The sequence below is a fragment of the Brevibacillus sp. 7WMA2 genome, from assembly GCF_010748895.1.
GTDB classification, from domain to species: Bacteria; Bacillota; Bacilli; order Brevibacillales; family Brevibacillaceae; genus Brevibacillus_B; species Brevibacillus_B halotolerans.
The window spans coordinates 4,145,151-4,170,000 of record NZ_CP048799.1 but is presented as its reverse complement, the minus strand read 5'-3'; the positions used below and the strand labels follow the sequence as shown (position 1 = coordinate 4,170,000).

Genomic DNA, 24,850 nt, shown 5'->3' with positions numbered 1-24,850 from the left:
GTAGAAAGAATTACGGGCCTTAAGGTTCTTTCCAGTCACAGCGATATCAGCACCAAAATGGGTGAACGGATCGAGGTATACGTACTGGACAAAGACCTAGAAAAACACCTACAAGATAATACCTCCAGCAATTAACAGCCTCTCCCATAAACGAACACTAAAATGTTGAAAGCACTCCTCCGCGTTATAAAGGAGTGTTTTCATCATCTTCAGCATTATCCAACAACCAGCGATACCCTCGATGCTTAGGACTACTGATAAACACATAATGTGCCCCTAATCTCCGATACAAAGCAGCATACCGCGGCAACTGTGTCATAACATATACGCGACAAGTACCCAAACTAACGAAAAATTCAATAACTCGAAACGAATCGTTCCATTCATCAGGAAACAAGTAAACCTGTTCAAACGAAGCAAGCTTTGTTTCTTCAGGAGCAAAGCCCTGTGTAGCCACTTGGCGAAACCCTTCTTTAACCCTATCATTTCTCAATGCTTCCCGATAAAAGGCCACAATCTGCAAGCCATCTATTAGATTTCGATCTAACTCATGCTTACTAGCGATTTGAACAAAATCACAAAAAGCTTCTCCACGGCCTACAATAAGCATACTTTTCATCCTGCTTTCGCCTCATTCATTCAAATCACTGTGTGACTGGATTATGATCCGCAACAACAAGAACATCCATATGGCGTATTTGCCTTAATAATTTTTGTACAACAGAGCCCGTTTTTATTTCTTCCCATCTCGTCCGAGCAGAATGGCCGATGATGACCTGCGTAACATTTTTACGATCCATCTGCATGACTAACTCACGAAAAATGTGTCTTCGTTCTTGTACTTGATAAATTTCAAAAGAACCACCCATGCGTTCCGTTAAATACCTAAGTTTGTCTAGTAAATCAAGCTCATCTGGAGTAAGGGGATTATGATCCTGTACATACGCAACATACCAATCTGCCTTTAACCGATAAGCAATCCGAAATCCGCGTCGTATTAATCGTCCACTGTCTTCACGTAAATTTACACAGACAAAAATAGTCTCTTGTTTTCTCCACGGCCCGCGTAACGCCCCCTTACGCTCCCAAGACTCTAAACGCTCATCCACATCATCCGCCACTTCACGTAAAGCTAATTCACGTAAAGCAATCAGATTTCCAAGCTGAAAAAAGTGATTTAGCGACTGCTCTACCTTATCTAAGGCATAGATATTGCCCTCTTTCATTCTCTCTTGTAAAGCTTTAGGAGAAATATCCACCAGCTCAATCTCATCTGCATCGTGTAAGATTCGGTCAGGGACTGTTTCCCGTATTCGAATACCTGTGATTTGTTCAACACTATCCGTTAGACTTTCTACATGCTGAATATTCATAGTTGAAATTACAGAAATGCCAGCTTGCAGGATGTGCTCGACATCTTCGTATCTTTTTAAGAACCGGCTAGTCGGAACATTGGTATGGGCTAATTCATCCACTAGAACCACTTCCGGATTGCGCCTAATAATAGCTTCACTATCCATTTCTTCCAAATATACATTCTTATAGAGCATCACCTTCCTCGGAATAGTCGTTAGCTTCCCTATTTGCTCGTGGGTTTCTTTGCGCCCATGCGTTTCCAATAATCCAATTACAACATCTATCCCGCTGTGTAACAGCTCATTCGCCTCGCGAAGCATGGTGTATGTCTTTCCTACACCTGGCGCTGCTCCAACAAAAATTTTTAATTTACCACGTTTTATTCGCTTAATCTCCTTTTCCATCTCCTCTGTCGAAAGGCGATGAAATGGATGAGGAACAAATCCACGATGGCGTTTAGCAGGGAGAACCCGTCCCCCACTGGTTGCCGAGCGATCTGCCACGATGAGGACATCTGTATTTTTGCTTTTGCGTAAAATCTTGTTAATAATCGACCCGTGCACAATTTCTTCCCATCTGCTTCGCTTGGATTGCCCCATGACAATCCGGGTAATGTTATGTTGCAAAGCGTACTGTACCATCTCTTTAGCAACATCACTATCCTTGGATAAAGGGACCTCTTCAAAGCTTGCACCCACTTTTTGGGCCAACGTAACCATTGAGCGTTTAAAGGTTGCCTCTTCCTTAGACATCATCCGTTTGCTATTACGAAAGCATGCGATAAGAAGCTCCGCACCTAAGCGTTTAGCTACTTGTTGTCCGCGACGAATCAAAATCGAACCATTCCAGTGATACTGAACAGTAACCAGGATACGCTCACTCGCTCCAGACGGGCCAAGCATCCCCTGTTGTTCACGATATCTGTCTAAATCATCATTTACTTCCCCAGCCACGAAACGTAATGCCAATTCTCTTAGCACAGCCAAATTATCATGCCGATACAAACACTGATGCTTTGATTTTAGCTTAGACAACGCTTCTTCTTGATCAGATGAGTGAGGTAAAATCCTTCCCTCCTGCAATCTCTTAAGAATAACTTCCGGTGGAACATCCAAAAGCTTTACCTCATCCGCTTCGGCTAACGTCTCATCCGCGACACAATCGGCTACACGAACAGGCACCCCGGTTAGTCGTTGGGCTATGCCTTTCATTCCTTCGAGTTCGTAGATATTAAGCGTAGTAATCACACTTATATTGTGTTCTAACAGATAACGAACGTCCTCGATCCGAGTACGACGTACCGCTTCGGGTCGATTCCGATGCGCTAACTCATCCACCAAGACGACCTCTGGATCACGTCTAACGATTCCTTCAACATCGAGGTCCTCTTTCAGCATGCCCTTTTCATCCCAAGCAATAGCAGGCATTACGTCGAGGCCTTCCAGTTTCTCGTAATTTTTCCCTTGGTTAATGGCACGTGAATGAATCACACCAATAACCACATCTAAGCCTTTTTTCCGGAGGCGTTGCCCTTCTAACAGCATGTGGTAGGTTTTGCCCGAGCCACTAACCGCCCCCAGAATAATTTGCAAACGACCTTTATGGATTTCCGAAATAGAGCGCAAGATTTCCTCTGGCGTTTTTCGGCGAAAATCATCCATACTACTTCACCTGATCCAGTGCCATGTTTAACTCCAATACATTTACTCGTTTTTCACCAAACAGACCCAGCGAGCGATCCTCTGTGTGGTTGCGAATGAGTTGGTTAAGCTGATCTGTAGTCAAATTGCGCAAGGCTGCAATGCGCGGCACCTGAACACGAGCCGCCTCTGGTGTAATATGCGGATCAAGTCCTGAAGCTGAGTTCGTTACTAAATCTGCTGGTATCTCGGCCTGCACAATAGTCGGATTCGCAGTCAAGAAAGCTACTACGTCCTTTTTCATTCGTTCCACTAATGCTGGATTGGACGGAGCATAGTTATTCGAGCCTGAGCCAGCCGCGTTATACTCTATAGAAGAAACACGTCCAGAAAAGTATTTCGGGTCAGTAAATGATTGACCAATTAGCTTAGACCCTACGACCTTCCCAGCCGCATCTGTAATCAAGCTTCCATTTGCCTGTGCCGGCATTAACGCCTGAGCCAGACCCGTCATGAGCAAGGGATAGATAACGCCGCAGATCAATAACAGCACGAGACTGACTCGTATATTTTTTAACATGATTACTCACCTTTTCGTTTATTAGTTTTTCTATTGCAGACCAACTACCACCAACAGCATATCCAATAGCTTAATACCGATAAAAGGAGCAATGATTCCGCCTAATCCGTACATAAACAGATTGCGGGACAAGAGCTTGGTTGCACTCATAGGTTTATATGTAACACCCTTCATCGCTAACGGTATTAACAAAGGAATAATGATCGCGTTAAACAGCAATGCTGATAAAATTGCGCTTTGAGGTGTGGCCAGTTGCATGATGTTCAACGCTTGCATCTGAGGAATTGCCACCATTAGCATCGCCGGAATAATGGCAAAATACTTGGCAATATCGTTTGCAATACTAAAAGTAGTAAGAGCTCCACGAGTCATAAGAAGCTGTTTCCCTATTGCCACTACCTCGATAATTTTGGTCGGATCAGAATCCAAATCAACCATGTTCGCAGCTTCTTTCGCAGCAACAGTACCGCTATTCATCGCTAATCCCACATCGGCTTGAGCTAGTGCAGGTGCATCATTCGTCCCATCACCCGACATCGCCACCAGCTTTCCTTCCGCCTGTTCCTTGCGAATAACCGCGATCTTGTCCTCTGGTTTAGCTTCTGCAATGAAATCATCCACACCAGCTTCGCGTGCAATGGTAGCCGCCGTTAATGGATTGTCACCTGTACACATCACCGTCCTAATTCCCATCCGCCGCAGTTCCTCGAAGCGCTCGCGCATACCTGCTTTTACCGTATCCTTTAAATAAATGACGCCCAATACTTGAGTCCCATCTACCACTGCTAATGGGGTGCCTCCTTCCTTAGCCATTCGATTCGCTGTCGTGTCCAAATCGTTAGGAACTTGACCGCCTCTCTCTATAACATAGGCTTTAATGGCATCAACAGCCCCTTTTCTTACCACACGACCATCTGAAAAATTAGTACCGCTCATCCGAGTTTCCGCTTTAAATTCCACACCTTCTGTACCTGAAATGTGCCACTCTGATTCAGGAACTCCCATTTTTTTAGCTAGTTCTACAATAGAGCGCCCCTCTGGTGTTTCGTCATGCAAGGAGCTGTGCAGAGCTGCTCGATATAGCTCTTCTTGTTTTGAACCGCCTACTGCCACAAATTCAGAGGCCATTCGGTTGCCATACGTAATTGTCCCGGTTTTATCCAAAATAATGGTATTTATATCTCCTGCCGCTTCGACCGCTTTTCCTGACATGGCAATCACATTATATTGGGTGACCCGATCCATCCCTGCAATCCCGATCGCAGATAATAATCCACCAATGGTTGTTGGTATAAGGCAGACCAGCAAAGCCACCAAGGTCGCAACTGGAATCACTACATTTACATAAGAAGCAATTGGTAACAGTGTCGTACATACGATCAAAAAAATGAACGTTAAGCTTACCAAAAGAGTATTTAAAGCTAGCTCATTAGGAGTTTTTTGCCGTTTTGCTCCCTCGACCATACTGATCATTCGATCTAAGAAGGATTCCCCTGGATCTGCCGTCACACGTACCGTAATTCGGTCACTAACCACGCGAGTACCGCCAGTAACCGAACTAAAATCTCCACCTGCCTCCTTGATGACTGGAGCCGATTCGCCCGTAATAGCCGACTCATCAACTGATGCTACTCCCTCAATGATCTCACCATCGCTTGGGATTAGCTCATTGGTAGTAACGATAACAATATCGCCCTTGCGTAGCTCTGTGGAATTAACCACTTTTATGACTCCATTTTTTTGTAATAGATTTGCTGTCATATCCTGCTTACTTTTTTTCAAGCTATCAGCCTGTGCCTTACCACGCCCTTCCGCCAGAGCTTCAGCAAAATTCGCAAACAGGATGGTCACAAATAGAATCACGCTCACGATACTGTTGTAAAAAGCATTGGACTCGCCACCAAAGGCATTTGGCATAACACTTAAAATGAGGGTAATCACAAAGCCTATTTCCACCACAAACATGACTGGATTTTTAACCATCAACCGCGGGTTAAATTTCTTAAAGGCATCAATCATTGCCTGCCAAACTATCTCCTTGGTAACCAAGGATTTTCGTTGATTACTCATAGTGAAGGACTCCTTTTTTCATTAGCGTATCGACAGCCACTCGGCAACAGGACCAAGAGCAATCACAGGGAAGAATGTTAACGCACCTACAATGAGTACCGTAGCAAGCAAGATGCTCATGAATACTGTATTATCCGTGCGGAAGGTACCGATGGTTTCCGGCACAGGTTTCTTCATCATTAGGGAGCCTGCTACCGCTAGCATTAAAACAATCGAGAAATAGCGTCCAAATAACATGACCAGGCCCGTTGAGATATTCCAGAATGGCGTATTATCAGATAGGCCCTCAAATCCCGAACCGTTATTAGCTGCTGAAGAAGTAAATTCATATACCACTTGAGAAATTCCATGGAAGCCAGCATTTGAAATAGAGCTTGTTCCCAGTTCGCTAGCCAAAGCAATCGCAGATGGAGCTAGGATGATTAACGGATGAATCAAAATAGCGATTGCGATTAATTTCATCTCTTTACTTTCAATCTTGCGCCCCAAATATTCTGGTGTACGCCCTACCATCAAGCCTGCTAAAAATACAGCCATAATGGCATACATCAAAATGTTCATTGTGCCGACACCATCTCCGCCAAACACACAATTTAGCATCATCTGAGCTAATGGAACCATCCCGCCAAGTGGCGTTAAGGTATCATGCATGTTATTAACCGTTCCTGTAGTAGCCGCTGTGGTTACCGCAGTAAAAAGAGCCGACTGTGCAATACCGAAGCGAACTTCTTTCCCTTCCATGCTGCCATTCGCCTGAGACAGCCCCGCTTGAGCTAACGCTGGATTTCCATTCGATTCCGCAACATATACAATCGTCAAGAAAGTTAAAAACATCAGGAACATAGCACTAAATATCATAAGTCCTTGTTTTTTATTGCGTGTCATAGCACTAAAAGTAAACGGTAAGGAAGCCGGGATGAGAAACATACATAAGATTTCAATAACATTGGTTAAAGGTGTAGGGTTCTCAAAGGGATGTGAAGAGTTAACTCCAAAGAATCCTCCTCCGTTTGTACCAAGGTGCTTAATGGATTCCATGGAAGCCACAGGTCCACGAGCAATTTGTTGTTCCGCACCCTGTAAAGTAGTAGCAGTCACTGTTGGACTCATCGTTTGTGGCACCCCTTGAGCTACCAATAATAAAGTAACAACCACGGCCAAAGGCAATAACACGCGGGTATGTGCCCGAATCAGGTCTACGTAGAAGTTGCCAATCAGCTTTTGTCCTGTAATTCCTCTCATAAAGGCCATCACAACCGCAATACCAGTGGCAGGCGTTGTAAACATCAAATAGATAATAACCGTCATTTGGGACAGATAGGACAAGCCTGACTCTCCACTATAATGCTGTAAGTTCGTATTTGTTAAAAAGCTAGCTACTGTATTAAAGGCAAGCAGCGGTTCCATGCCATCAATCCGACTAGGATTCCCCGGCAAAAATCCCTGAAGTCTAACAATGAGATACCCAATGACAAACATGACAAGATTGCTAAGTAATACTGCTCCTGCGTACTGTTTCCATGTCATTGCTCTCACTTGAATACCAGAAGCTTTATATATAATTCGCTCGAATCCTCCAAATATTCGGTCTATCTTAGTTGCCTCCCATGAAAAAGCTTGCGCCAAGTAACGACCAAATAAAATGGCTAGGATCAGCAACATTCCTAATACTGCGGCAATTTGCAACAAATCCACAACAGTTCCTCCTAACGTTTCTACAGTTTACAGTTGGTACTATTAATACTTTTCAGGACGAATTAATGCATCGATGAGGTAGAGAATAACCCCTGTAACGATGATCATGAGTATAGTCACCGCTCTTCTCTCCCTTCTTCTGTTACCACTTTGTCACAGAATGCCATCGTTCCAAAAAACAGACCGAATGCTCCTGCCACCAGTAAAATCGCAACAATATCCATCCTTTTTTCCTCCTCTGCCAACTGTCTGATCAACGTTCGACAATCTGTGGTTCCCCTGTGCTCTCCCTTTCATTTGAAGTCCACCTTGGAACAAAAAATAGACCAATGCTTGCTCCTATCCAAACGGTAAAAAGAACATGATACAAACCGTAAGTCACAGCCTATCCTAGCGAAGCTTACCTATTGCCTCACCAGAGCCTGCCTACTCATTTGTTATAATGTTCAACCGTCAAAAAAGAAGCACTCATTGGTCTACCTAACGCCCAGCTAGCCATCGCTCTCTTTGCGTTCTGTCTCCCTAATCCTCTTTCGTACAGTTGTACGTATGATGTTTAAATAAATGTAAGCAAAACAAAAAGACCTACGCTTTTAGCTCTGAGGGAAAAAGAAAAAACCCCTCAATAAATACAGGTGGTCTCATTGACCTCCTTCGCTTTAGCCGACGAAGTTAGCTGACGGGTAGGATGGCGAAAGAGTTACTCATCCCTTCTACATCTAGTAGAATTAACCCCAATAAAAAGTGGGTCCTCCGTTCCCGAATGCCTCGGGATTTGGCCGTTATGCTATTGGTTGCTTACGAGTCTTATTATACGTCCTTGCTTATCTTCTGTTAACAGTGATCTAGCTACAAAAACTGTCAATTTCATCTGAAATTACGCATTTCTGAGGAAACACTCTCACGTTTCCTCAGCCAATCTCATTATTTTATTTATTTTCTTTTGTTTTCTTATTTTGTACAAGCCTGTGCCTATCAACAAATTGAAAAATCTCCTCCACCTGATCAATGAAAAAAACAGGGATAGACATCTTCTGTAATGGCAGCCAGCTTACTACTGCCAGGATGTTTTGCACCTTGTCCAGCAACTCCTTGTCCTTCTCACGCCGGATTACCACGATTTTCGGATAAGACTCCCGTTTAAAGCCTTCCACTATGATCAGCTCGGCCCCTTGTTCGCTCATCCTCGTGATAAGCTCGGGGAGTGGAACTGCTTGATTTTCCATCCAAGCGGTTTGTGTAGCCGATTGAATAGCTACCATAGGAGCTCCTGCCTGCCGGAAGTTCCATGTATCCTTTCCCTGCTGATCTAATTCAAAGTCATGCCCATCATGCTTAATTACACCCAGTCGTATTCCCATTTGTGTAAATCGCTCAATTAACTTGCAAACCAATGTAGTTTTGCCTGAGTTGGAATATCCCACAAATTGAATAACAATATCTGTAGATTCCATTTGGTTTCCTTCCTTGTTCATTTGTTTTCTCCTAATGAATTTTTGCTATTCCATACTTTTTTTGCTTCTTCATAATCAGCAGGGGTATTCATATTAAACGTCGTCAGATCATCCCAGCATTCATCCGTTACTTCCTTTACAATCATCTCTTCTAACGCATGCATTACCCGGAAATCTTTCCGATCCAGAGCTGCCTTCCAAATTTCTTTGGTTTGCTGATGATAAAGCGCAAATAACGGCTGTAATCGCCCGCCCGCTTTAGCTACTACAGCATTTATATCTTTATCTAAACGATCGTTTAAATTTTCGAATAAGCGTTGTACATGCTCCGTACGTAAAAATGGCAGGTCACAGGATACAACCAAATACCACTCTTCCTGTCTTACAGACATACTCGAATAAATACCGCTGATCGGCCCATGTGAAGCTACGATATCACCTGTGATAAACACTTTTGTTCCAAGCTCATTGATGTGAGGCAATCGTTTTGGATCATTCGTGACGATCACACAGGGGCGACCCAGAGGCAAAATCTGCTCCAGCATATGTAAAATGAGTGGTTTCCCCTGCCATTCCAGTAATTCTTTGGGCTTACCCATACGGCTGCTTTGTCCCCCTGCTAAAATTACAATACATAATGAATCCACCATTTTTCATCACCCCGCTTATTTTTCATACTTCTTTCATACATTTATGGACAAATGGCAAAATAGTTATGATGCTATATTCATATGCAACCGTAATTGATATACTAAGACCGTACCTTGTAACAAGTATCACTTACAAGAGAGAAAAGTATGAAGTGAGGGAAAATCTTCATGCCTGTAGAAACGAAAACCTTCGTGGATCAAATATCCCGAGCATTTTGGGAAGATATGAAACGTATGTCGACCCTCGTTGAAAGTATTCCGGGTAAGCCGTTATTTTTTGACGGAGACCCTGCTGATTATGTTTATTTGGTAGAAAGCGGTAAGGTTCGGCTATCTAAGACAAGCACAGACGGAAAAGAATTAACCCTTCAAGTATATAATCCGGGTGAGTTATTTGGGCTGTTCGGGTTATTTAATTCATCCCTGTGTTATAGCGCTACTGCCGTTGTCCTACAGCCCGGTGAATTACGAGTCATCTCTCGTGCGTCCCTAGAAGAGCTCCTTACGGCAAACGGAGCCTATTGTGTAGAGTTCCTACGTTGGATGAGTCTTGAGAACCGCCGTATGCAATCTAAGTTCCGCGATCTTTTATTAAACGGAAAAACAGGTGCGCTCTATTCAACTCTCATTCGCATGTGTAACACATACGGCCGTCAGCTTCCAAACGGTATCCTGATCGATCTATCACTGACCAATAAAGACTTAGCTCAATTTATTGGACTTACACGCGAAAGTGTTAATCGGTTATTAGGTGATTTAAAAAAACTAGATGTTATTGAACCTCTGCCAAATGGCTACATTCTAGTAAAGGACATTCACTATTTACGAGAAAAAATATGCTGTGATGATTGTCCACCAGACATTTGCCGTTTGTAGCGCATGCTTATATTCCTTTCATTTTAACGAAAGGCACGATACACAATCAAATACAAGAAGCCTGTTGAACAACTCAACAGGCTTCTTTTTTTATTCTTCGATATCTTATTCAGCGATGTAAGACCATTTGTAATCGACGAAACCAAGTGCATCAAGCAATACGCCTTTTACTTTGTCATTTTGAATCCAGTTTTGTGTACGGTAGTAGATTGGAATTACAGGCATTTCATCCATGATGATTTGCTCTGCTTCAGCAAACAACTGTGTACGTTTCTCTGGATTTGGTTCAGAAGCCGACTTGATTAATAGCTCCTTGTATTTTGGATTTTCCCAGTTTGTATCATTGTTACCGCCTTTTTTATCACGGTACAGCTCTAGGAAGTTAATTGGATCATTGAAGTCAGCAGACCAAGCCATACGTCCGATTTGATAGTTACCTTGGTGTAGCTTATCAATGTATACTTTCCACTCGGTATTTTCTAGTTTTACATCTACGCCCAAGTTCTTTTTCCATTGGTCTTGGATAGCTTCTGCAATTTTCTTGTTACCTTCCAACGTATTAAAGGATAGTGAAATTGAAGGCAGCTTGCTGATACCTAGCTCTTTCATACCTTCGTCTAACAATTTTTTAGCTGTTGCTGCATCGTTATCTTTAAAGTAGCCTTCTGGTTTAACAGCCATAGTTGGAGGCAGGATACCTAGTGCTGGTTGCTCTCCAGCTTGCGTAATGTTTTCTACAATCGCTTTACGATCTACTGCATAGGCAAAGGCTTTACGGATTTTTGCATTAGTAAACGGTGCTTTTTCTGTATTGAACTTGTACCAATAGATGGATGCAGTAGGCTTCATCTTCAAGGCACCCTCTGCTTTTTTGATAGGCACAACATCTGTTGGCAAGTCTCCAACTGGTTTACCTGCCCAATCCAAATCACCGTTGTCAAACATGGAAAGCTCTGTATTGCCATCATCAATCATGGAGAATTCAATTTTTTCCATTTTTACAGAATCTTTATCCCAGTAGTTTTCGTTCTTGGTCAATAAAATCTTACTCTTATGCTCCCAAGTATCTAGCTTGAACGGGCCGTTACCCACGTGGGTTTTTGCATTTTTCGCCCAGTCAGGATTTTCGGTATCTACTTTTTGATTAATTGGATAGTATGTGTAGAAAGCTGTTAACTCCAAGAAGAATGGAGTAGGGTTTTCTAACGTAACTTCTAATGTGTTATCATTAATAGCTTTGATACCTACGTCTTCAAGTTTTCCTTTACCCTTATGGAATGCTTCTGCACCCTTAATGTAGTAAAGCTGGTACGCATAGCTAGATGCTGTTTTTGGAGTAAGAACGCGTTTCCAAGCATATTCGTAGTCTTTAGCAGTAACAGGGTCACCGTTAGACCACTTTGAATCACGCAATGTGAATGTATATGTTTTTAAATCATCTGAAATTTTAATATCGGATGCAACAGAATTGTGAGGCTTGCCGTCTTCACCCAAACGAGTTAGACCATCAAAGGTAGAACGAACAATTGCTCCAGAAGTAGCATCTTCTGTAAGACCAGGATCAAGCGTAGGAGGCTCAGATGCAAGGTTTAAACGAAGGGTTTGATTGCTGCTTGCTTTTGAATCTTCAGACTTTTTAGATTCGTTACCAGCCGGAGCAGCTCCGTTACCGTTACCTGTACTACAGCCTGCAAGAGCAGCACCTAATACAAGAACGGAACTCATCAACACAAATATATTTTTCTTCATAGTTGTAAATCCCCCTTTTATGTTTATAACGAAAGATATGAATAAATTTTATACTAATTTTATTTTTACGTTTTATCAAATAAAACATAATTAAACATTATTAACTCTACTAAAGTAAAAACAAAAGAGTCATCACGTAAAATATGCGTAATGACTCTTTTGTACATTTTATTTTTTTTCATATCCATTTATAACTACATCTAGTTTACCTGTACTTGGGTCAATGATTAAACCATGGATTGGCACTGATGGAGGCAGTAACGGATGATTAAGGATCATATCGACACTCTCTTTGACAGCATCAGTCACGTTATCAAAACCTCGCAACCATTTTTCTAAATTAATTCCAGCACTTTTTAATAGATGTAACGAATCTGCCGAAACTCCTCGTTCTCGCACTTTTTCTAAAAAATGCGTAGGATTAATCGCACTCATTCCACAATCGTAATGACCTACCACTATGACTTCTTCTGCTTGTAACTCATAGATAGCCACTAAGATACTTCTCATAACCGCCCCAAACGGATGCGAGACAATAGCTCCTGCTGTCTTTATAATCTTGACATCTCCATTTTTGACGTTCATTGCGTGAGGAAGAAGTTCGACCAGTCTTGTGTCCATACATGAAATGACAACCAACCGTTTATCAGGAAACTTGGTTGTTGTGAACTCCGTATATCTCTGATTTTCTACGAACTTTTTATTGTAATCTAAAATCTCTTCAAGTTTTCCCACGCTTCTTCACCTCGACTTTTCTCTCAATTTGGCCTGCCCATTTTCTTAGATGCTGCACGTATTGGTAGGTTTTTTTGTACCTTATTATTTTCGTGATTTATCTGTCCAATCCCTTTTTGTAGACAAAATAACTACAACTGCGTAACAGTTTGATAGATCAAAAATATATTTAACGCAATAATGACACCACTTATCAGCCACGCAATAGCAGTAACCCACTTCTTATTAACAAACTCACCCATTTTAGCCTTGCTACTGGTAAACTGCACAAGAGGAACAATCGCAAAGGGGAGCTGAATCGACAAAATGACTTGACTTAATATGAGTAATTCTGTGGTTCCTTTTTCTCCGTATAGGGCTGTAACAATCACCGTCGGAACAATCGCAATCAGACGAGTAATTAAACGTCGCAGCCACGGTGTTATGCGAAAATGAATAAAACCCTCCATGACAATCTGACCAGCCAATGTACCCGTTAAAGTAGAATTTTGACCAGAAGCTAGCAAGGCTACCCCAAACAGGATACTTGCTGCTGTTGTTCCAAGCACAGGAGTCAGCAAATAATAAGCGTCGCCAATCTCAGCTATATCTGTCATGCCAGCCTGGTGAAACGTAGAGGCTGACAAAATCAAGATAGATGCATTGATAAACAAGGCGAAGAATAAAGCTATCGTTGAGTCCAAACGAGCATATTGAATCGCTTCCCGCTTGCCAGTCTGCGTCCGTTCGAAGTCACGAGTTTGGACAATAGAGGAGTGCAGATACAGATTATGCGGCATGACAGTTGCACCAATAATCCCAATCGCGATATAGAGCATCGCAGGATTTGTTACGACTTCCGTACGCGGGATAAATCCTTGCATGATCTCGCTGATTTGAGGCTGAGCCAATAGGATCTCAACTCCGAAGCACACCCCAATGGTGCCGATCAACGCAATAACAATAGCTTCTATATAACGAAATCCTTTATTTTGTAAAAACAATACTAACAGCACATCAATAGCAGTAATCAACACCCCATACAATAACGGAATGCCAAATAGCAAATTCAATGCAATTGCTGATCCAATCACCTCTGCTAAATCACAAGCTGCAATGGCGATCTCGCACAGAACCCATAAGACCATTGCTACTGGCTTGGAATAGTGATCCCGGCAAGCCTGAGCTAAGTCCCGACCTGTTACGATTCCCAGCTTTCCTGCGAGGGCTTGTAAAAACATTGCCATTATATTAGAAAGAAGAATCACCGACAATAGCGTATAACCGAACTGGGAACCTCCCGCCAAATCAGTCGCCCAGTTTCCAGGGTCCATATATCCTACAGCAACCAGATAACCCGGTCCCGCAAAAGCTAAAAATTTACGAAATTTGGACGCATTTTTGGGTACACGCATGGAACTGTGCACTTCTTGTAAGGAAGGCTGGGTAATCCCTTTTCTCCATCCTTTTCCCTGCTCTGATGCTACCGCTTCGTGATGTTGATCAGTCATTTGAGATCACTCCCTTCCCAGCTTACCTCTTTTATTTACATGTACTTGTTATGCTGTCTTCCCTTTTCCCTTAACAACCGCCTTTTTTGCACTAAGGAAACTTTGTAATAATTATTATAAACACCTCATTTGAAATGTAAATAGCCCACGCCTTCATCCTATTCACAAAAAGGGATTTCTGTTTGTTGTTTCCCTAACATAAATGGGCTATACTAAAATGGGAATAAATTCTTATCACTACTTCGTATAGAAAGAAGGGGAGTGTAGCAATGAATAGAAAGAAAATCGCCGGACTATTTCTACTATTGGCTCTTATCATAAATACATTGGCTGTCCTTACTATTGGATTTGTGGCCTATACCAGCGGAAGCGCATCATCCCAAGATATCATGAATATCTTCTTTGTCTATAACACATCTGGCGTTCCCTTTTATTTCATCCTATTTATCATTTGGATAAACAACAATGAAGGACACCATTATCAAGAATAGTCCATTTTTTCAGCAGTGAGGCCCCTACCCAAGCACTTTATTTATGGAAACATAGGATAAAGTACATCTTATTGGGAGGGATTAGACCATGAGTATTTTCAACGGATCAAACAACTTTGAAATTATCTTGGTTCTATTTATTTTATTGGTAATTATTGCTTGCTGTTGTTGCAATAGGTAGGTAATATAGATTGCAAAAGTATAACCTTGACTGATCATAGGCACACAGCAACGTCTAGAATGTGTTTTGTAACGAAAATAATCAAGCATGTTTATTTATGTATAACAAAAAATCCAGGGTACAATCACCCTGGATTTTTTATTTTGGATTCATTAAGAGCCTTGTAGGCGTAGAGATGTATCTATTTCCTCGTCTCCTAATCGTTTCATAAAGCTTTGACGCCAACTAGCAGATAATGCTTCTACCTTCAAAATTTGCTTTATCGCTTGTTTATTCTTTTTATCGTGGTGCATGATTTGATTAGCAAATGCAATCGAAATGCCATCAGGATCTTTTTCAACCAATGTCATCGTGTCTTCTTGTGAAATCTCTCCCTCTTGTAAAACCCGCAGATAAAAACCCGTATAGCCTGTATTCTGTACTTGTACCGCCAGATCAATTACATCATAGCGCTTTGCTAATTTATGACATGGCTGTCTTGGCTGAGTGACTTGTACCACAGCACCGCCAATCCGGTAAATATCTCCAATACAAACCTCATCTTCAAGCAATCCTTCTATGGTTAAGTTTTCTCCAAAGGCAGAGGCCGGCAATGCCTTACCCAGTGCCTTCTCCCAATAAGGATAGTGCTCGGATGCATAAACGCATACGGCTTTATCTACCCCGCCATGATACTTCAAATCAGCTTGAGCGTCCCCCTGTAATTGGGTTTTCGAAAGATAGAGAGGCCCTGTTACTGGTTGTTTACATATGCTTGTTACTACCTCTTGTCCTTTATAAGGAAGAACTTGAGGTTGTCCTACATTTACAGAAAGAATTCTGACTTGTACCTGCGACATGGTGTTTTTCCTCCTCGGCTTTCTACTATTATCCATTATACAATGGGATGTAGCCCTACATCAGCTTGTTTTTATGTTCCGCACAGCCATGACAACGTAAACAGCACCTAACCCCCAGGTGATCGGACCAATAGGAACAGGCCATGCAGCTAACACTAGAATCCCTTTAATTAGGAAAGGTACTGTCAGACTGAAGATCGCTAGTTTAAACGCTTGACCAAATGTTAATTCCTTTTTCTGAAGATTGCTGATAATGTATGCCAAAATACCAAGAATAAATGCAGTAAACATCGTGCTAAAAATCATGTAAATAAAGATACCTGCAAATATAGTGGCCCAGATTGCCGTTTCCTTGTTTATAAGCCAATCAACTAGTTCCGTAAATTCTTGCTTGCTTATGTCACGCAAACCAGAATTCATATAATTTGTTTCGCGTACAACAACACCCTTTTCCATAAATGTTGCCTTTACCTTCCCAAAAATAACTACATACGAACCTTTGGGATAATTCTCTGCTTTTACTTGATTGTTAGGGTCAAAGATAAACATTTTGTTAGGCGAATAAATCGGCTGATCAGTCTGCATGTTCAACACATCATCTTTAAAGGTAAAATCCGGTGTGCTGTTTAGTACAGCCTGTGCCTCTTTTAAAAATATGCTTGATGTATGATAAAAACTAGAAAAACCAAACACGCTAATCAGTAAGGCAAGAAACAGGATAAATCCAAATACGACCCCAGCTTTCTTGTTTACAAGCTGACCTAGGTTATTTGGCTTTAACAAACTAACTTTCAATGATTCAAACAATATATGACCTCCCTTTTTTGCAGGTAGATTTTATTATCTCATATCCATCTGCATAAACCTCAAAAATTAAATGATGCTTACTTGTTTATATTATAGTGGAAAAACCTTTTATTCTCCTTATCCCAAGCTAAAGGTTATCTTAATTTGACTAATAGCCTTCTTCACCAAAAGAATAATCATTTCCCCATAATATGTAAATAGTAGAATTAGCTATTATAAAACATGCTTGATTTTTTGATTAAAATGTAACATCTAAGTCTTTTGTCCGTGTTACTCTAAATGTAACGTTTTGCTCAGGAAAAGAACGGAGGAGAAATCGTGTCATATACCATATTAATCGCCGATGATGAGAGAGAGATTGTTGAACTTTTAACGCTCTATCTTGAGAAGGAAGATTTTCATGTCATAGAAGTTCATAATGGAGATAGCGTTTTACCAGTTTTGGCTCAAAAGAAAGTGGATTTGGTCATCCTTGATATTATGATGCCTGGAAAAGATGGTTTTCAGCTTATTAAGGAGATCAGGCAAGCCTATAATATTCCCGTCATGTTTTTATCAGCACGCACGCAGGATCATGATGTGATCTTAGGTTTAGGGCTTGGGGCAGATGACTATATCACAAAACCGTTTAATCCTTTGGAAGTGATTGCACGGATTCAGGCTCTTCTTCGCCGTGTTCATGAATTTACCCTTACGGTGGAAGCTCCTATTAACCCAGAGGAGCAGCTTATTAAAATTGGGGAGATGATCCTAGATAAAGCGAGCTGTCTCGTCTATCGAAATGAGGAAGCTATTTCACTGACTTCTATCGAATACAAAATACTAGAACTCTTGATGGTTAATGCCGGTCAGGTTTTTACCAAAAAGAAAATTTATGAAGCGGTATGGGGCGACTTCTATGCCAATGATGATAATACCATCATGGTGCACATTAGCAAATTACGTGAAAAAATCGAGGATGATCCGAAACAACCCACTTATATAAAAACCATTCGAGGATTGGGGTATAAATTTGAAAAAATGGTTGAAGCCTAAAAAATCGCGTAGTCTCTATACCTCTCTCATCCTTGATTACTTTGTTTTTAATTTTTTTCTTTTGGTTGTTCTAATCGGACTTGCTATCTATCTTCTCAATGCTACCTTCAATCATATCGAAAGTATGGATATTGTTGATGTAAAAATTGAGGCTTCTAATTACAAGCAGGAGGATCAACGTAAGGAGCTCCTTCCGCAATTAACAAGTATTGGAGGCTGGTTGGAACACCTCAATGCCAATAAACAACTGGTTCGGGTATACGGCAACAAGCTAGATGATCATAAGTCCTATTCCGAGAATCAGTTATTCGATCTTTTGCAAAATCATGAACAACAGCCCTATTACTACTCGATGTACCAGAATACTCTTGATCCAAAAACACCGTATTTATTATTAAAGATACCCAGAAACAATATCCTTGTGTCAAAGGACTTTGAACAGATCGATATTTTCGACCCATTTGCGAAAAGCTTTATGACTTATTTAGGCATGTTTGGGTTCATCATGCTGATTTTCATTGTGCTGTATATTTACTGGACAGCTCGTCGTATTAAAGCTCCGCTGATTATTATTTTAGACGCGTTGAAAAAAATGACAGATGGAGACTATAGTACCCGTATTCATCTAAAGGCTGAGCATGAATTTGTACAAATCCGTGATACCTTTAACTATATGGCGGATGTACTAGAAGAGACACGCCGTGAAAATGAAATCCTAGAAAAGGGCAAGCAGCGGATGTTAATGGATATCTCCCATGACTTAAAAACACCAATCACCAGCATTCAGGGATATGCTAAAGCCTTAAAGGAAGGAATGGCCACGGATGAGGAACGAAAACAGCGCTACCTAGAATATATCTATCAGAAATCAATCCGGGTAAATCACCTTATTAATAATCTGTTTGAGCTACTTAAATTAGACGCTCCTGATTATCGACTGCATTTACGTTTAGAAGAGATTACAGAGTTTATCCGTGATATGGTTGTTTTGCATTATACAGAAATGCTGGATAAACAATTTCATTTGCAATTAGACATACCGGAACGAGAAATCTATCTGTATTTTGATCGGATTCAATTAACTCGTGTATTAAGTAACTTATTGGTGAATGCGATTAAGTACAATCCCGTAGGAACAACCATGCGTATATCATTGTCAGAGGAAAAATACTATGTGGTCATTAAGATTGCGGATAATGGAATTGGAATTTCAGAAGATATTAAGGAAAATATTTTTGAACCATTTGTCCGGGCTGATTCCTCCCGTGCTAGTGAAGGAGGAACAGGTCTTGGCTTATCTATTGCTAAGCGGATCGTGACCAAGCACGGAGGTACAATCAAGCTTACGTCCACTGATACCGAAGCAACGGTTTTTGTCATACGTTTACCCAAGCCACTTACCTAATGTCTCGAAACAAAAAAACGGCAGAGTTCTTATCACTCTGCCGTTTTTTTCATATAGATGATGCTTATTTCTCAATGGAAATAATATTTTCTTCCCCACGTTTTACCAAAGCGCCCGGTTTAACAATAACTTGCTCCCCTTCTTGCAAGTTGGTAAAAATAATTGGCGTAATCACAGAAGGGACTTTTTCCGCTACCTCTGCTAGTTGAACACGCAGTAATGGCTGTCCTGCTGTAACCTTGTCTCCTTCTTGAGCTAGAGCTTCAAAGCCCTCACCCTCTAGCTTCACCGTATCAATTCCAAAGTGAATCAGAATTTCACGTCCATCATTTGCAGCAATACCAATCGCATGCTTAGTTGGGAAGAAGGTAACAATTGTTCCATCCACAGGAGATACAACCTCTCCATTAGTTGGTTCAATAGCAAAACCATCTCCCATCATCTTTTGAGAGAAGACCTGATCAGGTACATCTTTTAGATCTAGCATTTTACCTTCTAGTGGTGAAACAAAAACCGTAGCAGCACTTGTCTGCTCAGGGACAGTTTGTGGAGCTGGCTGACTTGCAGGCTTCTCAACCGGCGTGCGCCCAGCCATTACATCCTTGATCTGTTCCTTCAATTGATCAGATTTTGGTCCAAAGATCGCCTGAATATTGTTTCCAACCTCAAGAACCCCTGCTGCACCAAGCCTTTTTAATTGTTCCTTATCTACATGCTTACTATCATTAACAGATACGCGCAAACGAGTAATACACGCATCTAGATTACTAATATTAGCGTTACCGCCCAACGCTTCCAATACACCTGCGGCCAATCCAGAGGTTTGGGTATTACTAGCCTGAGTCTCTATCTCATCCTGGCGACCAGGTGTTTTGAGATTCCACTTGAGAATAGCAAAACGGAAGCCGAAATAATAGATAACTGCAAGCACCAAGCCTACTGGAATCACTAACCACCATTGTGTTTTGTTTGGTAACACCCCAAATAGCAAGTAGTCAATAATTCCGCCAGAGAAGGTCATTCCAATTTTTACATTGAGGATTTGCATGACCATAAAGGACAGACCCGCAAAAACTGCGTGAATAGCAAACAATACTGGTGCTACGAATAAAAATGAGAATTCAATTGGCTCTGTAATCCCTGTCAAAAAGGCAGTAAGCGCAGCCGATCCCATAATTCCGGCTACCATCTTTTTGTGTTCTGGACGTGCGGTATGATAAATGGCCAAAGCCGCCGCTGGCAATCCGAACATCATAAACGGATACTTCCCTGTCATAAATGTTCCTGCCGTTAGCTGTACATTATCCTTCACCTGAGCAAAGAAGATCGCTTGATCTCCGCGAACAAGTTGTCCAGCTTTGTTTACGTACTCTCCAAACTCAAACCAGAATGGTGAATAGAAGATATGATGCAAACCAAACGGAATAAGAGAACGTTCGATAAGACCAAAAACAAATGCAGCCACGGTTGGATTGGAATCCAACATCACATGTGAGAATGCATTAAGAGCTGATTGAATTGGCGGCCAAATAAAGATGAGTACAAGACCTGTTATTAAAGCAGCGACCGCTGTAACGATCGGTACGAATCGTTTTCCCGCAAAGAAGCCTAAGAACGGCGGTAATTCTATGTTATAAAATTTCCGGTACAGATTAGCCGCTATAACCCCCATAATAATCCCACCGAAAACACCTGTTTGTAGGGTAGGGATTCCAAGCACCATTGCGTAGGCTTTGTCATTCTGCGCCATTTCGGCAGTTACACCAAGGAAGACACCCATAACCTGATTCATAATTAAGAAACCAATGATTGCAGCTAGCCCAGCTACCCCTTCACCACCTGCTAATCCAATGGCTACCCCTACCGCAAATAAGAGCGCTAGGTTTCCAAAAATAATGGAGCCAGCCTCTTCCATAACTTTTGCGACTAATTGAATCGCTGGTCCTGATAAAAATGGTAATTGCTCCAGCAAGGCCGGATTTTGCAAAGCATTACCGAATGCTAGGAGAATCCCTGCGGCTGGTAGGATGGCAACTGGAAGCATAAGTGCCTTACCTACCTGTTGCAACACCCCGAAGATCTTTTTGAACATGTACGAACCTCCTTTACTTCAAAACCCCATTTTCATAGCTGACTTGGTTATTTGAAGTATGCCTATTGGACAAACCTACTATGTAAGGAACCAAAAAATAATAATTTGAATCTTTTAGAAACCTACGTAATAGAAAATTTGTCATTTTAAAACATAAAAGAGTTTCAAATAAAAAACAAGGTGTCTACGTCAAAAAAATAAGAACAATTGCATGTTTTGTTCAAAAAGTTAATAAAAAAACCCTATTATAAGCAAAAAAAGATGTTCCCTCTCACACAAGGGTCCATCTCTTTTTCAACAGTTATAGACTTTCTTACTCTAGATAACTCTGTATCCAATTAGCACTACAATCACTAGCAATACTAATGAGCCAACAAAGAAAATAAAGTTCGGCTTGTGTTTATCTGCACGTACCAGTGCCATCTCCATCAAGCCGATGGTACAGACACCCAAAAGGCCTTTTATGATGAATCGGATGTCGCTCAGATAAAACTTGAATAAGAGCATAGCTCCAAATACAACGATTATGATGTACATAAGTCGCAGTATCATATGTAGGATTTTCGCAATTTTGTTTTTATCTAATCTGTAAAATACATAGGCAAGAATTAATAATACAAGTGCAGCTTCCCAGCCACCTACATGCGATGCCAACATAGCTTCATACCTCATTTAGTAACCTCCTATGCTTTTTTCATTTCCAGCTAATCATATCATACGAATCTTACCTTTCCAAACATTCGATATCCATATGTCTGTTTTTAAAATGATAACTTTTGATCAAATGCAACGATCCTAGATAGAGATATAATGATTCATGATGAGACTGTTGTAATTTACTATCTTTCATGCATGAAAACATAAAAAAAGACCATCTTATGTGAGGAGAAGGTCTTGACCAAATGTACATCTATGAACTTCATTTACATGAAAATATTCTAGGTTGCAAACTCTTTTATTTATTAAGCTCTAAAACAACTTGCTTTCCATTAAACAAAACTTCTACTACCGCCATTACGATCTCAATTGATTTCTTCATCATTCTCATGTCTGTCATCTCCTCAGTGGTTGGTTCGTTTCTTATCTCTTGTCTTGATTGTAGTAAAAAGAAGAAAGACTCTCCATCGAATGAGATTACAAAAAGCTTACATGTTTGTAAGCATGCTGGCGCCAGAAAACACAGGAAGACTTGTATAAATGATCTTCACATACTTTTCACAAAAAAGACTGGACTTTAAGATTAATTAGTATTATTATTAATTTATAATTAATATAAAGTAATACAAATTACAAAAGGGAGTTGTTCTTCTATGGCACAACAAGTAATGGTAAGCAATCAAAAAGTAATTGACGTTCTTAATCGCCAAGTAGCAAACTGGAATGTTTTATTTGTAAAATTGCATAACTATCATTGGTTTGTTAAAGGTCCTCATTTCTTCACTTTACATGAAAAATTTGAAGAATTGTTTAACGAAGCAACAACTAGAATTGATGAATTGGGTGAACGCGTATTAGCTATTGGCGGTAAACCAGCAGCAACATTAACCGAATACGCAACACTTGCAACCATTCATGAAGCCTCCTGTAATGAATCTGCTGAGGAAATGGTTCAAGCAATCATCAATGACTTCCAATCCTTGATTACTGAATGTGAAAAAGGAATGGATATCGCTCAAGAAGCTGGCGATGAAAGCACTAGCGATATGTTGCTTGGTACTATTACTGACCTACAAAAACACGTTTGGATGTTAAATGCTTATCTTGGTAAATAACCCTTTATCAGCATGAATTGAATAGATAAAAAAGAAGCTCTCCAGCTAGCATCGCGCTATGCTGGAGAGCTTTTTACATGTATCATCGATCCTCATTGATGTAATCTATTTTCCGAGTAACAAACTAATAAATACCACAATAATAGCTACAGGCACTAGATATTTAAGTAAGAAATACCACGCTTTAAACCAGACTACTTTACCAGTTGAACCCTGTTGTACTTCTGCTAGCAAGATATCGCGTTTCATCTTCCATGCTACAAATATAGAAATCAGTAAGGCTCCAAGCGGCATTAAGATATTACTTACCAAGAAATCCGCTGCATCAAAGAAGCTTTTGCCAAAGATGGTTAGGTCACCTAAAACTCCATATGCCAAAGCGGACGGGATTCCTAACACGAAAATCAGTAGACCTACCTTCCAAGAAGCGGAAGCACGCTTTGCCTGATTGCCCTTTGTAATCGCGGCTACACTAATTTCTAGCATGGAGAATGCGGACGTTAACGTAGCAAACAAGAACAACAACAAGAAGATGGTCAAGAAAAAGGCTCCAAACGGAATATGATCAAACACTGCCGGCAAGACCACAAACAAAAGTCCCGGACCTTCCGTAGGCTTCATTCCTAATGAGAAAACAGCCGGGAAGATCGCCAAGCCTGCTAGCAGAGAAATTACGATGGTCAAGCTTACAATGGAAACTGTGGATTTTGGCAAGCTCTCATTCTTCGATAAGTAGGAGCTAAAGGTTACCATAACCGACACACCTACGCTTAACGAGAAGAATGCCTGTCCCAATGCATATAAAATTGATTTAGAACTTAATTCGCTAAAATTGGGTTGTAGAAAGAAGGTAATTCCTTCCCAAGCCCCCGGCAACGTAACAGAACGAACAATAAGGGCAATAAAAATCAAAAAGAGTGCCGGCATCATATATTTGTTAGCTTTTTCGATCCCATTCGAAACTCCTCGGGACACAACCAAAATCGTAATCATCATAAATAAGAATTGAACCGACAACACTAGCCATGAGTCTGAAATGGTTTGACCAAATAGTTGATTATAATCCAACCCTTGGCCAAGTAATTGACCCGTAATGCTTTTTATGAAATACAGAAGAATCCAGCCACCTACAACGCTGTAGAAGGATAATAAAATAAAACAAGTTATAATACCCAACCTACCTACCCAGTGCCATGGGGTATTAGGTGCGATCGCTTTATAAGCAGAAATAGCATCTTTTCCCGTGCTTCGTCCAACTATTAGCTCTCCTAATAATAAAGGAGTACCCAGTAATAGCGTGAATAACAAAAACAGTAAGAAAAAAGCCCCTCCACCACTCGTACCAGCAACATAAGGGAATTTCCAAATTGCCCCTAGCCCAATTGCTGATCCTGCGGCAGCCAAAATAAAACCTAACTTTGAAGTCCACTGTTCACTTTTTGACATGTTTTTCTCCTCACTGCATTTGATTTCCGTACATTATAACAAACTTCACATCAAATGGTATGTTTATTTGTAAAATAATTTCGTTTCCACTTTTTTTGAAAAGATTGAACCCTGATGCAGCTTACCTTCCTAAGCTTGAGAAAACCGAAAACAACCCGGAGCTTATGTCCGGGTTGTATCTAGGATATCTAGGAGAGTAACTTACAGGATATTTATCTACTTTTAACCAGTATATCTACAGCTTCTTTAATGACCTGCTCGGGATCATTTCCCTTTTCTAATTCTTCACGTATACAATGCTCCAAATTACTCGCTACAACTAGTCCAATGACACGATCTACAGCGGTACGAACAGCCGAAAGCTGTGTAACCACATCTCGACAGTCCTTATCCTCTTCCATCATCTTCAGTACACCGCGCACCTGACCCTCTATTCGCTTTAATCTATTTTTGACGGAATCCTGATAGTCCATGCCGTTTCACCTCA

General features: G+C 40.9%; 24 protein-coding genes and 1 riboswitch (1 of these 25 running past the window's edge). Of the genes, 7 read left to right on the top strand and 17 right to left on the bottom strand.

Annotated elements, in window-relative coordinates; all coding sequences use genetic code 11:
• Positions 1-135: the 3' end of a Na-translocating system protein MpsC family protein gene (locus tag GOP56_RS17770; RefSeq protein WP_003333597.1), read on the top strand. The gene continues 252 nt to the left of window position 1, outside the view; 135 of the gene's 387 nt are visible here — the last part of the coding sequence; its start codon lies off the left edge, out of view; it ends in the stop codon at positions 133-135.
• 49 nt (positions 136-184) lie between these two features.
• Here GOP56_RS17770 and GOP56_RS17765 read toward each other — a convergent pair whose 3' ends face one another.
• The 8 genes from GOP56_RS17765 to GOP56_RS17730 all read right to left on the bottom strand — a co-directional run bounded on the left by GOP56_RS17765 (position 185) and on the right by GOP56_RS17730 (position 9,394).
• Positions 185-619, bottom strand: a complete 435-nt coding sequence (locus GOP56_RS17765) for a hypothetical protein (RefSeq protein ID WP_101667275.1) — start codon at positions 617-619, stop codon at positions 185-187.
• A gap of 25 nt (positions 620-644) precedes the next feature.
• Positions 645-3,017 (bottom strand): universal stress protein, encoded by a 2,373-nt coding sequence (locus tag GOP56_RS17760; RefSeq protein WP_163246189.1) that lies wholly within the window; start codon positions 3,015-3,017, stop codon positions 645-647.
• Between the two features lies 1 nt (position 3,018).
• Positions 3,019-3,576: a potassium-transporting ATPase subunit KdpC gene (gene kdpC, locus GOP56_RS17755; protein ID WP_163246188.1), complete on the bottom strand. Its 558-nt coding sequence runs from the start codon at positions 3,574-3,576 to the stop codon at positions 3,019-3,021.
• Between the two features lie 30 nt (positions 3,577-3,606).
• Positions 3,607-5,646, bottom strand: coding sequence for a potassium-transporting ATPase subunit KdpB (gene kdpB, locus GOP56_RS17750; protein WP_101667272.1), 2,040 nt, complete (start codon positions 5,644-5,646; stop codon positions 3,607-3,609).
• A gap of 21 nt (positions 5,647-5,667) precedes the next feature.
• Positions 5,668-7,341 (bottom strand): potassium-transporting ATPase subunit KdpA, encoded by a 1,674-nt coding sequence (kdpA, locus tag GOP56_RS17745; protein ID WP_163246187.1) that lies wholly within the window; start codon positions 7,339-7,341, stop codon positions 5,668-5,670.
• Between the two features lie 42 nt (positions 7,342-7,383).
• A complete protein-coding gene (locus GOP56_RS24430; protein WP_081476729.1) occupies positions 7,384-7,449 on the bottom strand; it encodes a potassium-transporting ATPase subunit F in 66 nt (21 codons plus the stop codon).
• Between the two features lie 538 nt (positions 7,450-7,987).
• Positions 7,988-8,132: riboswitch (cyclic di-AMP (ydaO/yuaA leader) on the bottom strand.
• A gap of 138 nt (positions 8,133-8,270) precedes the next feature.
• The gene (gene mobB, locus GOP56_RS17735) at positions 8,271-8,816 is read right to left on the bottom strand and encodes a molybdopterin-guanine dinucleotide biosynthesis protein B (RefSeq protein WP_163246186.1); all 546 of its coding nucleotides are present in this window, start codon (positions 8,814-8,816) and stop codon (positions 8,271-8,273) included.
• Positions 8,813-9,394 carry a molybdenum cofactor guanylyltransferase gene (locus GOP56_RS17730; protein ID WP_254068446.1) on the bottom strand — a complete coding sequence of 194 codons (582 nt, stop codon included), beginning with the start codon at positions 9,392-9,394 and terminating at the stop codon, positions 8,813-8,815. Before GOP56_RS17730 ends, mobB begins: the two co-directional genes overlap by 4 nt.
• Positions 9,395-9,613: 219 nt before the next feature.
• Between GOP56_RS17730 and GOP56_RS17725 the strand changes: the two genes are divergently transcribed.
• On the top strand, positions 9,614-10,321 hold the full coding sequence (locus GOP56_RS17725) for a Crp/Fnr family transcriptional regulator (protein WP_003333608.1): 708 nt from the start codon (positions 9,614-9,616) through the stop codon (positions 10,319-10,321).
• Between the two features lie 105 nt (positions 10,322-10,426).
• Here the strand turns inward: GOP56_RS17725 and GOP56_RS17720 are convergent, their stop codons facing one another.
• The 3 genes from GOP56_RS17720 to GOP56_RS17710 all read right to left on the bottom strand — a co-directional run bounded on the left by GOP56_RS17720 (position 10,427) and on the right by GOP56_RS17710 (position 14,295).
• Positions 10,427-12,070 (bottom strand): peptide ABC transporter substrate-binding protein, encoded by a 1,644-nt coding sequence (locus GOP56_RS17720; protein WP_163246185.1) that lies wholly within the window; start codon positions 12,068-12,070, stop codon positions 10,427-10,429.
• Between the two features lie 168 nt (positions 12,071-12,238).
• Positions 12,239-12,805: a beta-class carbonic anhydrase gene (locus GOP56_RS17715; RefSeq protein ID WP_003333612.1), complete on the bottom strand. Its 567-nt coding sequence runs from the start codon at positions 12,803-12,805 to the stop codon at positions 12,239-12,241.
• A gap of 131 nt (positions 12,806-12,936) precedes the next feature.
• Complete coding sequence (locus GOP56_RS17710; RefSeq protein ID WP_003333613.1) at positions 12,937-14,295, bottom strand: Nramp family divalent metal transporter; 1,359 nt, start codon at positions 14,293-14,295, stop codon at positions 12,937-12,939.
• Between the two features lie 269 nt (positions 14,296-14,564).
• On the opposite strand from GOP56_RS17710, the gene GOP56_RS17705 reads away from it, so the two are divergent.
• Together GOP56_RS17705 and yjcZ are read left to right on the top strand one after the other, a co-directional pair.
• Positions 14,565-14,786, top strand: a complete 222-nt coding sequence (locus GOP56_RS17705; protein WP_003333614.1) for a hypothetical protein — start codon at positions 14,565-14,567, stop codon at positions 14,784-14,786.
• Positions 14,787-14,874: 88 nt separating this feature from the next.
• A complete protein-coding gene (gene yjcZ / locus GOP56_RS17700; RefSeq protein WP_081476727.1) occupies positions 14,875-14,967 on the top strand; it encodes a sporulation protein YjcZ in 93 nt (30 codons plus the stop codon).
• A 152-nt stretch (positions 14,968-15,119) separates the two neighbouring features.
• Here yjcZ and GOP56_RS17695 read toward each other — a convergent pair whose 3' ends face one another.
• Together GOP56_RS17695 and GOP56_RS17690 are read right to left on the bottom strand one after the other, a co-directional pair.
• The gene (locus GOP56_RS17695) at positions 15,120-15,806 is read right to left on the bottom strand and encodes an MOSC domain-containing protein (RefSeq protein ID WP_163246184.1); all 687 of its coding nucleotides are present in this window, start codon (positions 15,804-15,806) and stop codon (positions 15,120-15,122) included.
• Positions 15,807-15,866: 60 nt separating this feature from the next.
• Complete coding sequence (locus tag GOP56_RS17690) at positions 15,867-16,613, bottom strand: DUF1189 family protein (protein ID WP_163246183.1); 747 nt, start codon at positions 16,611-16,613, stop codon at positions 15,867-15,869.
• Between the two features lie 318 nt (positions 16,614-16,931).
• Between GOP56_RS17690 and GOP56_RS17685 the strand changes: the two genes are divergently transcribed.
• A complete protein-coding gene (locus tag GOP56_RS17685) occupies positions 16,932-17,648 on the top strand; it encodes a response regulator transcription factor (RefSeq protein WP_003333617.1) in 717 nt (238 codons plus the stop codon).
• The gene (locus tag GOP56_RS17680; protein WP_003333619.1) at positions 17,626-19,053 is read left to right on the top strand and encodes a sensor histidine kinase; all 1,428 of its coding nucleotides are present in this window, start codon (positions 17,626-17,628) and stop codon (positions 19,051-19,053) included. Before GOP56_RS17685 ends, GOP56_RS17680 begins: the two co-directional genes overlap by 23 nt.
• A gap of 64 nt (positions 19,054-19,117) precedes the next feature.
• Here the strand turns inward: GOP56_RS17680 and ptsG are convergent, their stop codons facing one another.
• Together ptsG and GOP56_RS17670 are read right to left on the bottom strand one after the other, a co-directional pair.
• Positions 19,118-21,145, bottom strand: coding sequence for a glucose-specific PTS transporter subunit IIBC (gene ptsG / locus GOP56_RS17675; RefSeq protein ID WP_163246182.1), 2,028 nt, complete (start codon positions 21,143-21,145; stop codon positions 19,118-19,120).
• 318 nt (positions 21,146-21,463) lie between these two features.
• The gene (locus GOP56_RS17670; protein ID WP_022585411.1) at positions 21,464-21,817 is read right to left on the bottom strand and encodes a DUF1516 family protein; all 354 of its coding nucleotides are present in this window, start codon (positions 21,815-21,817) and stop codon (positions 21,464-21,466) included.
• 653 nt (positions 21,818-22,470) lie between these two features.
• Here GOP56_RS17670 and GOP56_RS17665 point away from each other — a divergent pair.
• Positions 22,471-22,917, top strand: a complete 447-nt coding sequence (locus GOP56_RS17665) for a Dps family protein (RefSeq protein WP_031309354.1) — start codon at positions 22,471-22,473, stop codon at positions 22,915-22,917.
• A 105-nt stretch (positions 22,918-23,022) separates the two neighbouring features.
• Here the strand turns inward: GOP56_RS17665 and GOP56_RS17660 are convergent, their stop codons facing one another.
• A complete protein-coding gene (locus tag GOP56_RS17660; RefSeq protein WP_003333624.1) occupies positions 23,023-24,363 on the bottom strand; it encodes a sodium-dependent transporter in 1,341 nt (446 codons plus the stop codon).
• A 212-nt stretch (positions 24,364-24,575) separates the two neighbouring features.
• Positions 24,576-24,836: a metal-sensitive transcriptional regulator gene (locus GOP56_RS17655; RefSeq protein ID WP_003333625.1), complete on the bottom strand. Its 261-nt coding sequence runs from the start codon at positions 24,834-24,836 to the stop codon at positions 24,576-24,578.
• Positions 24,837-24,850 lie beyond the last annotated feature (14 nt).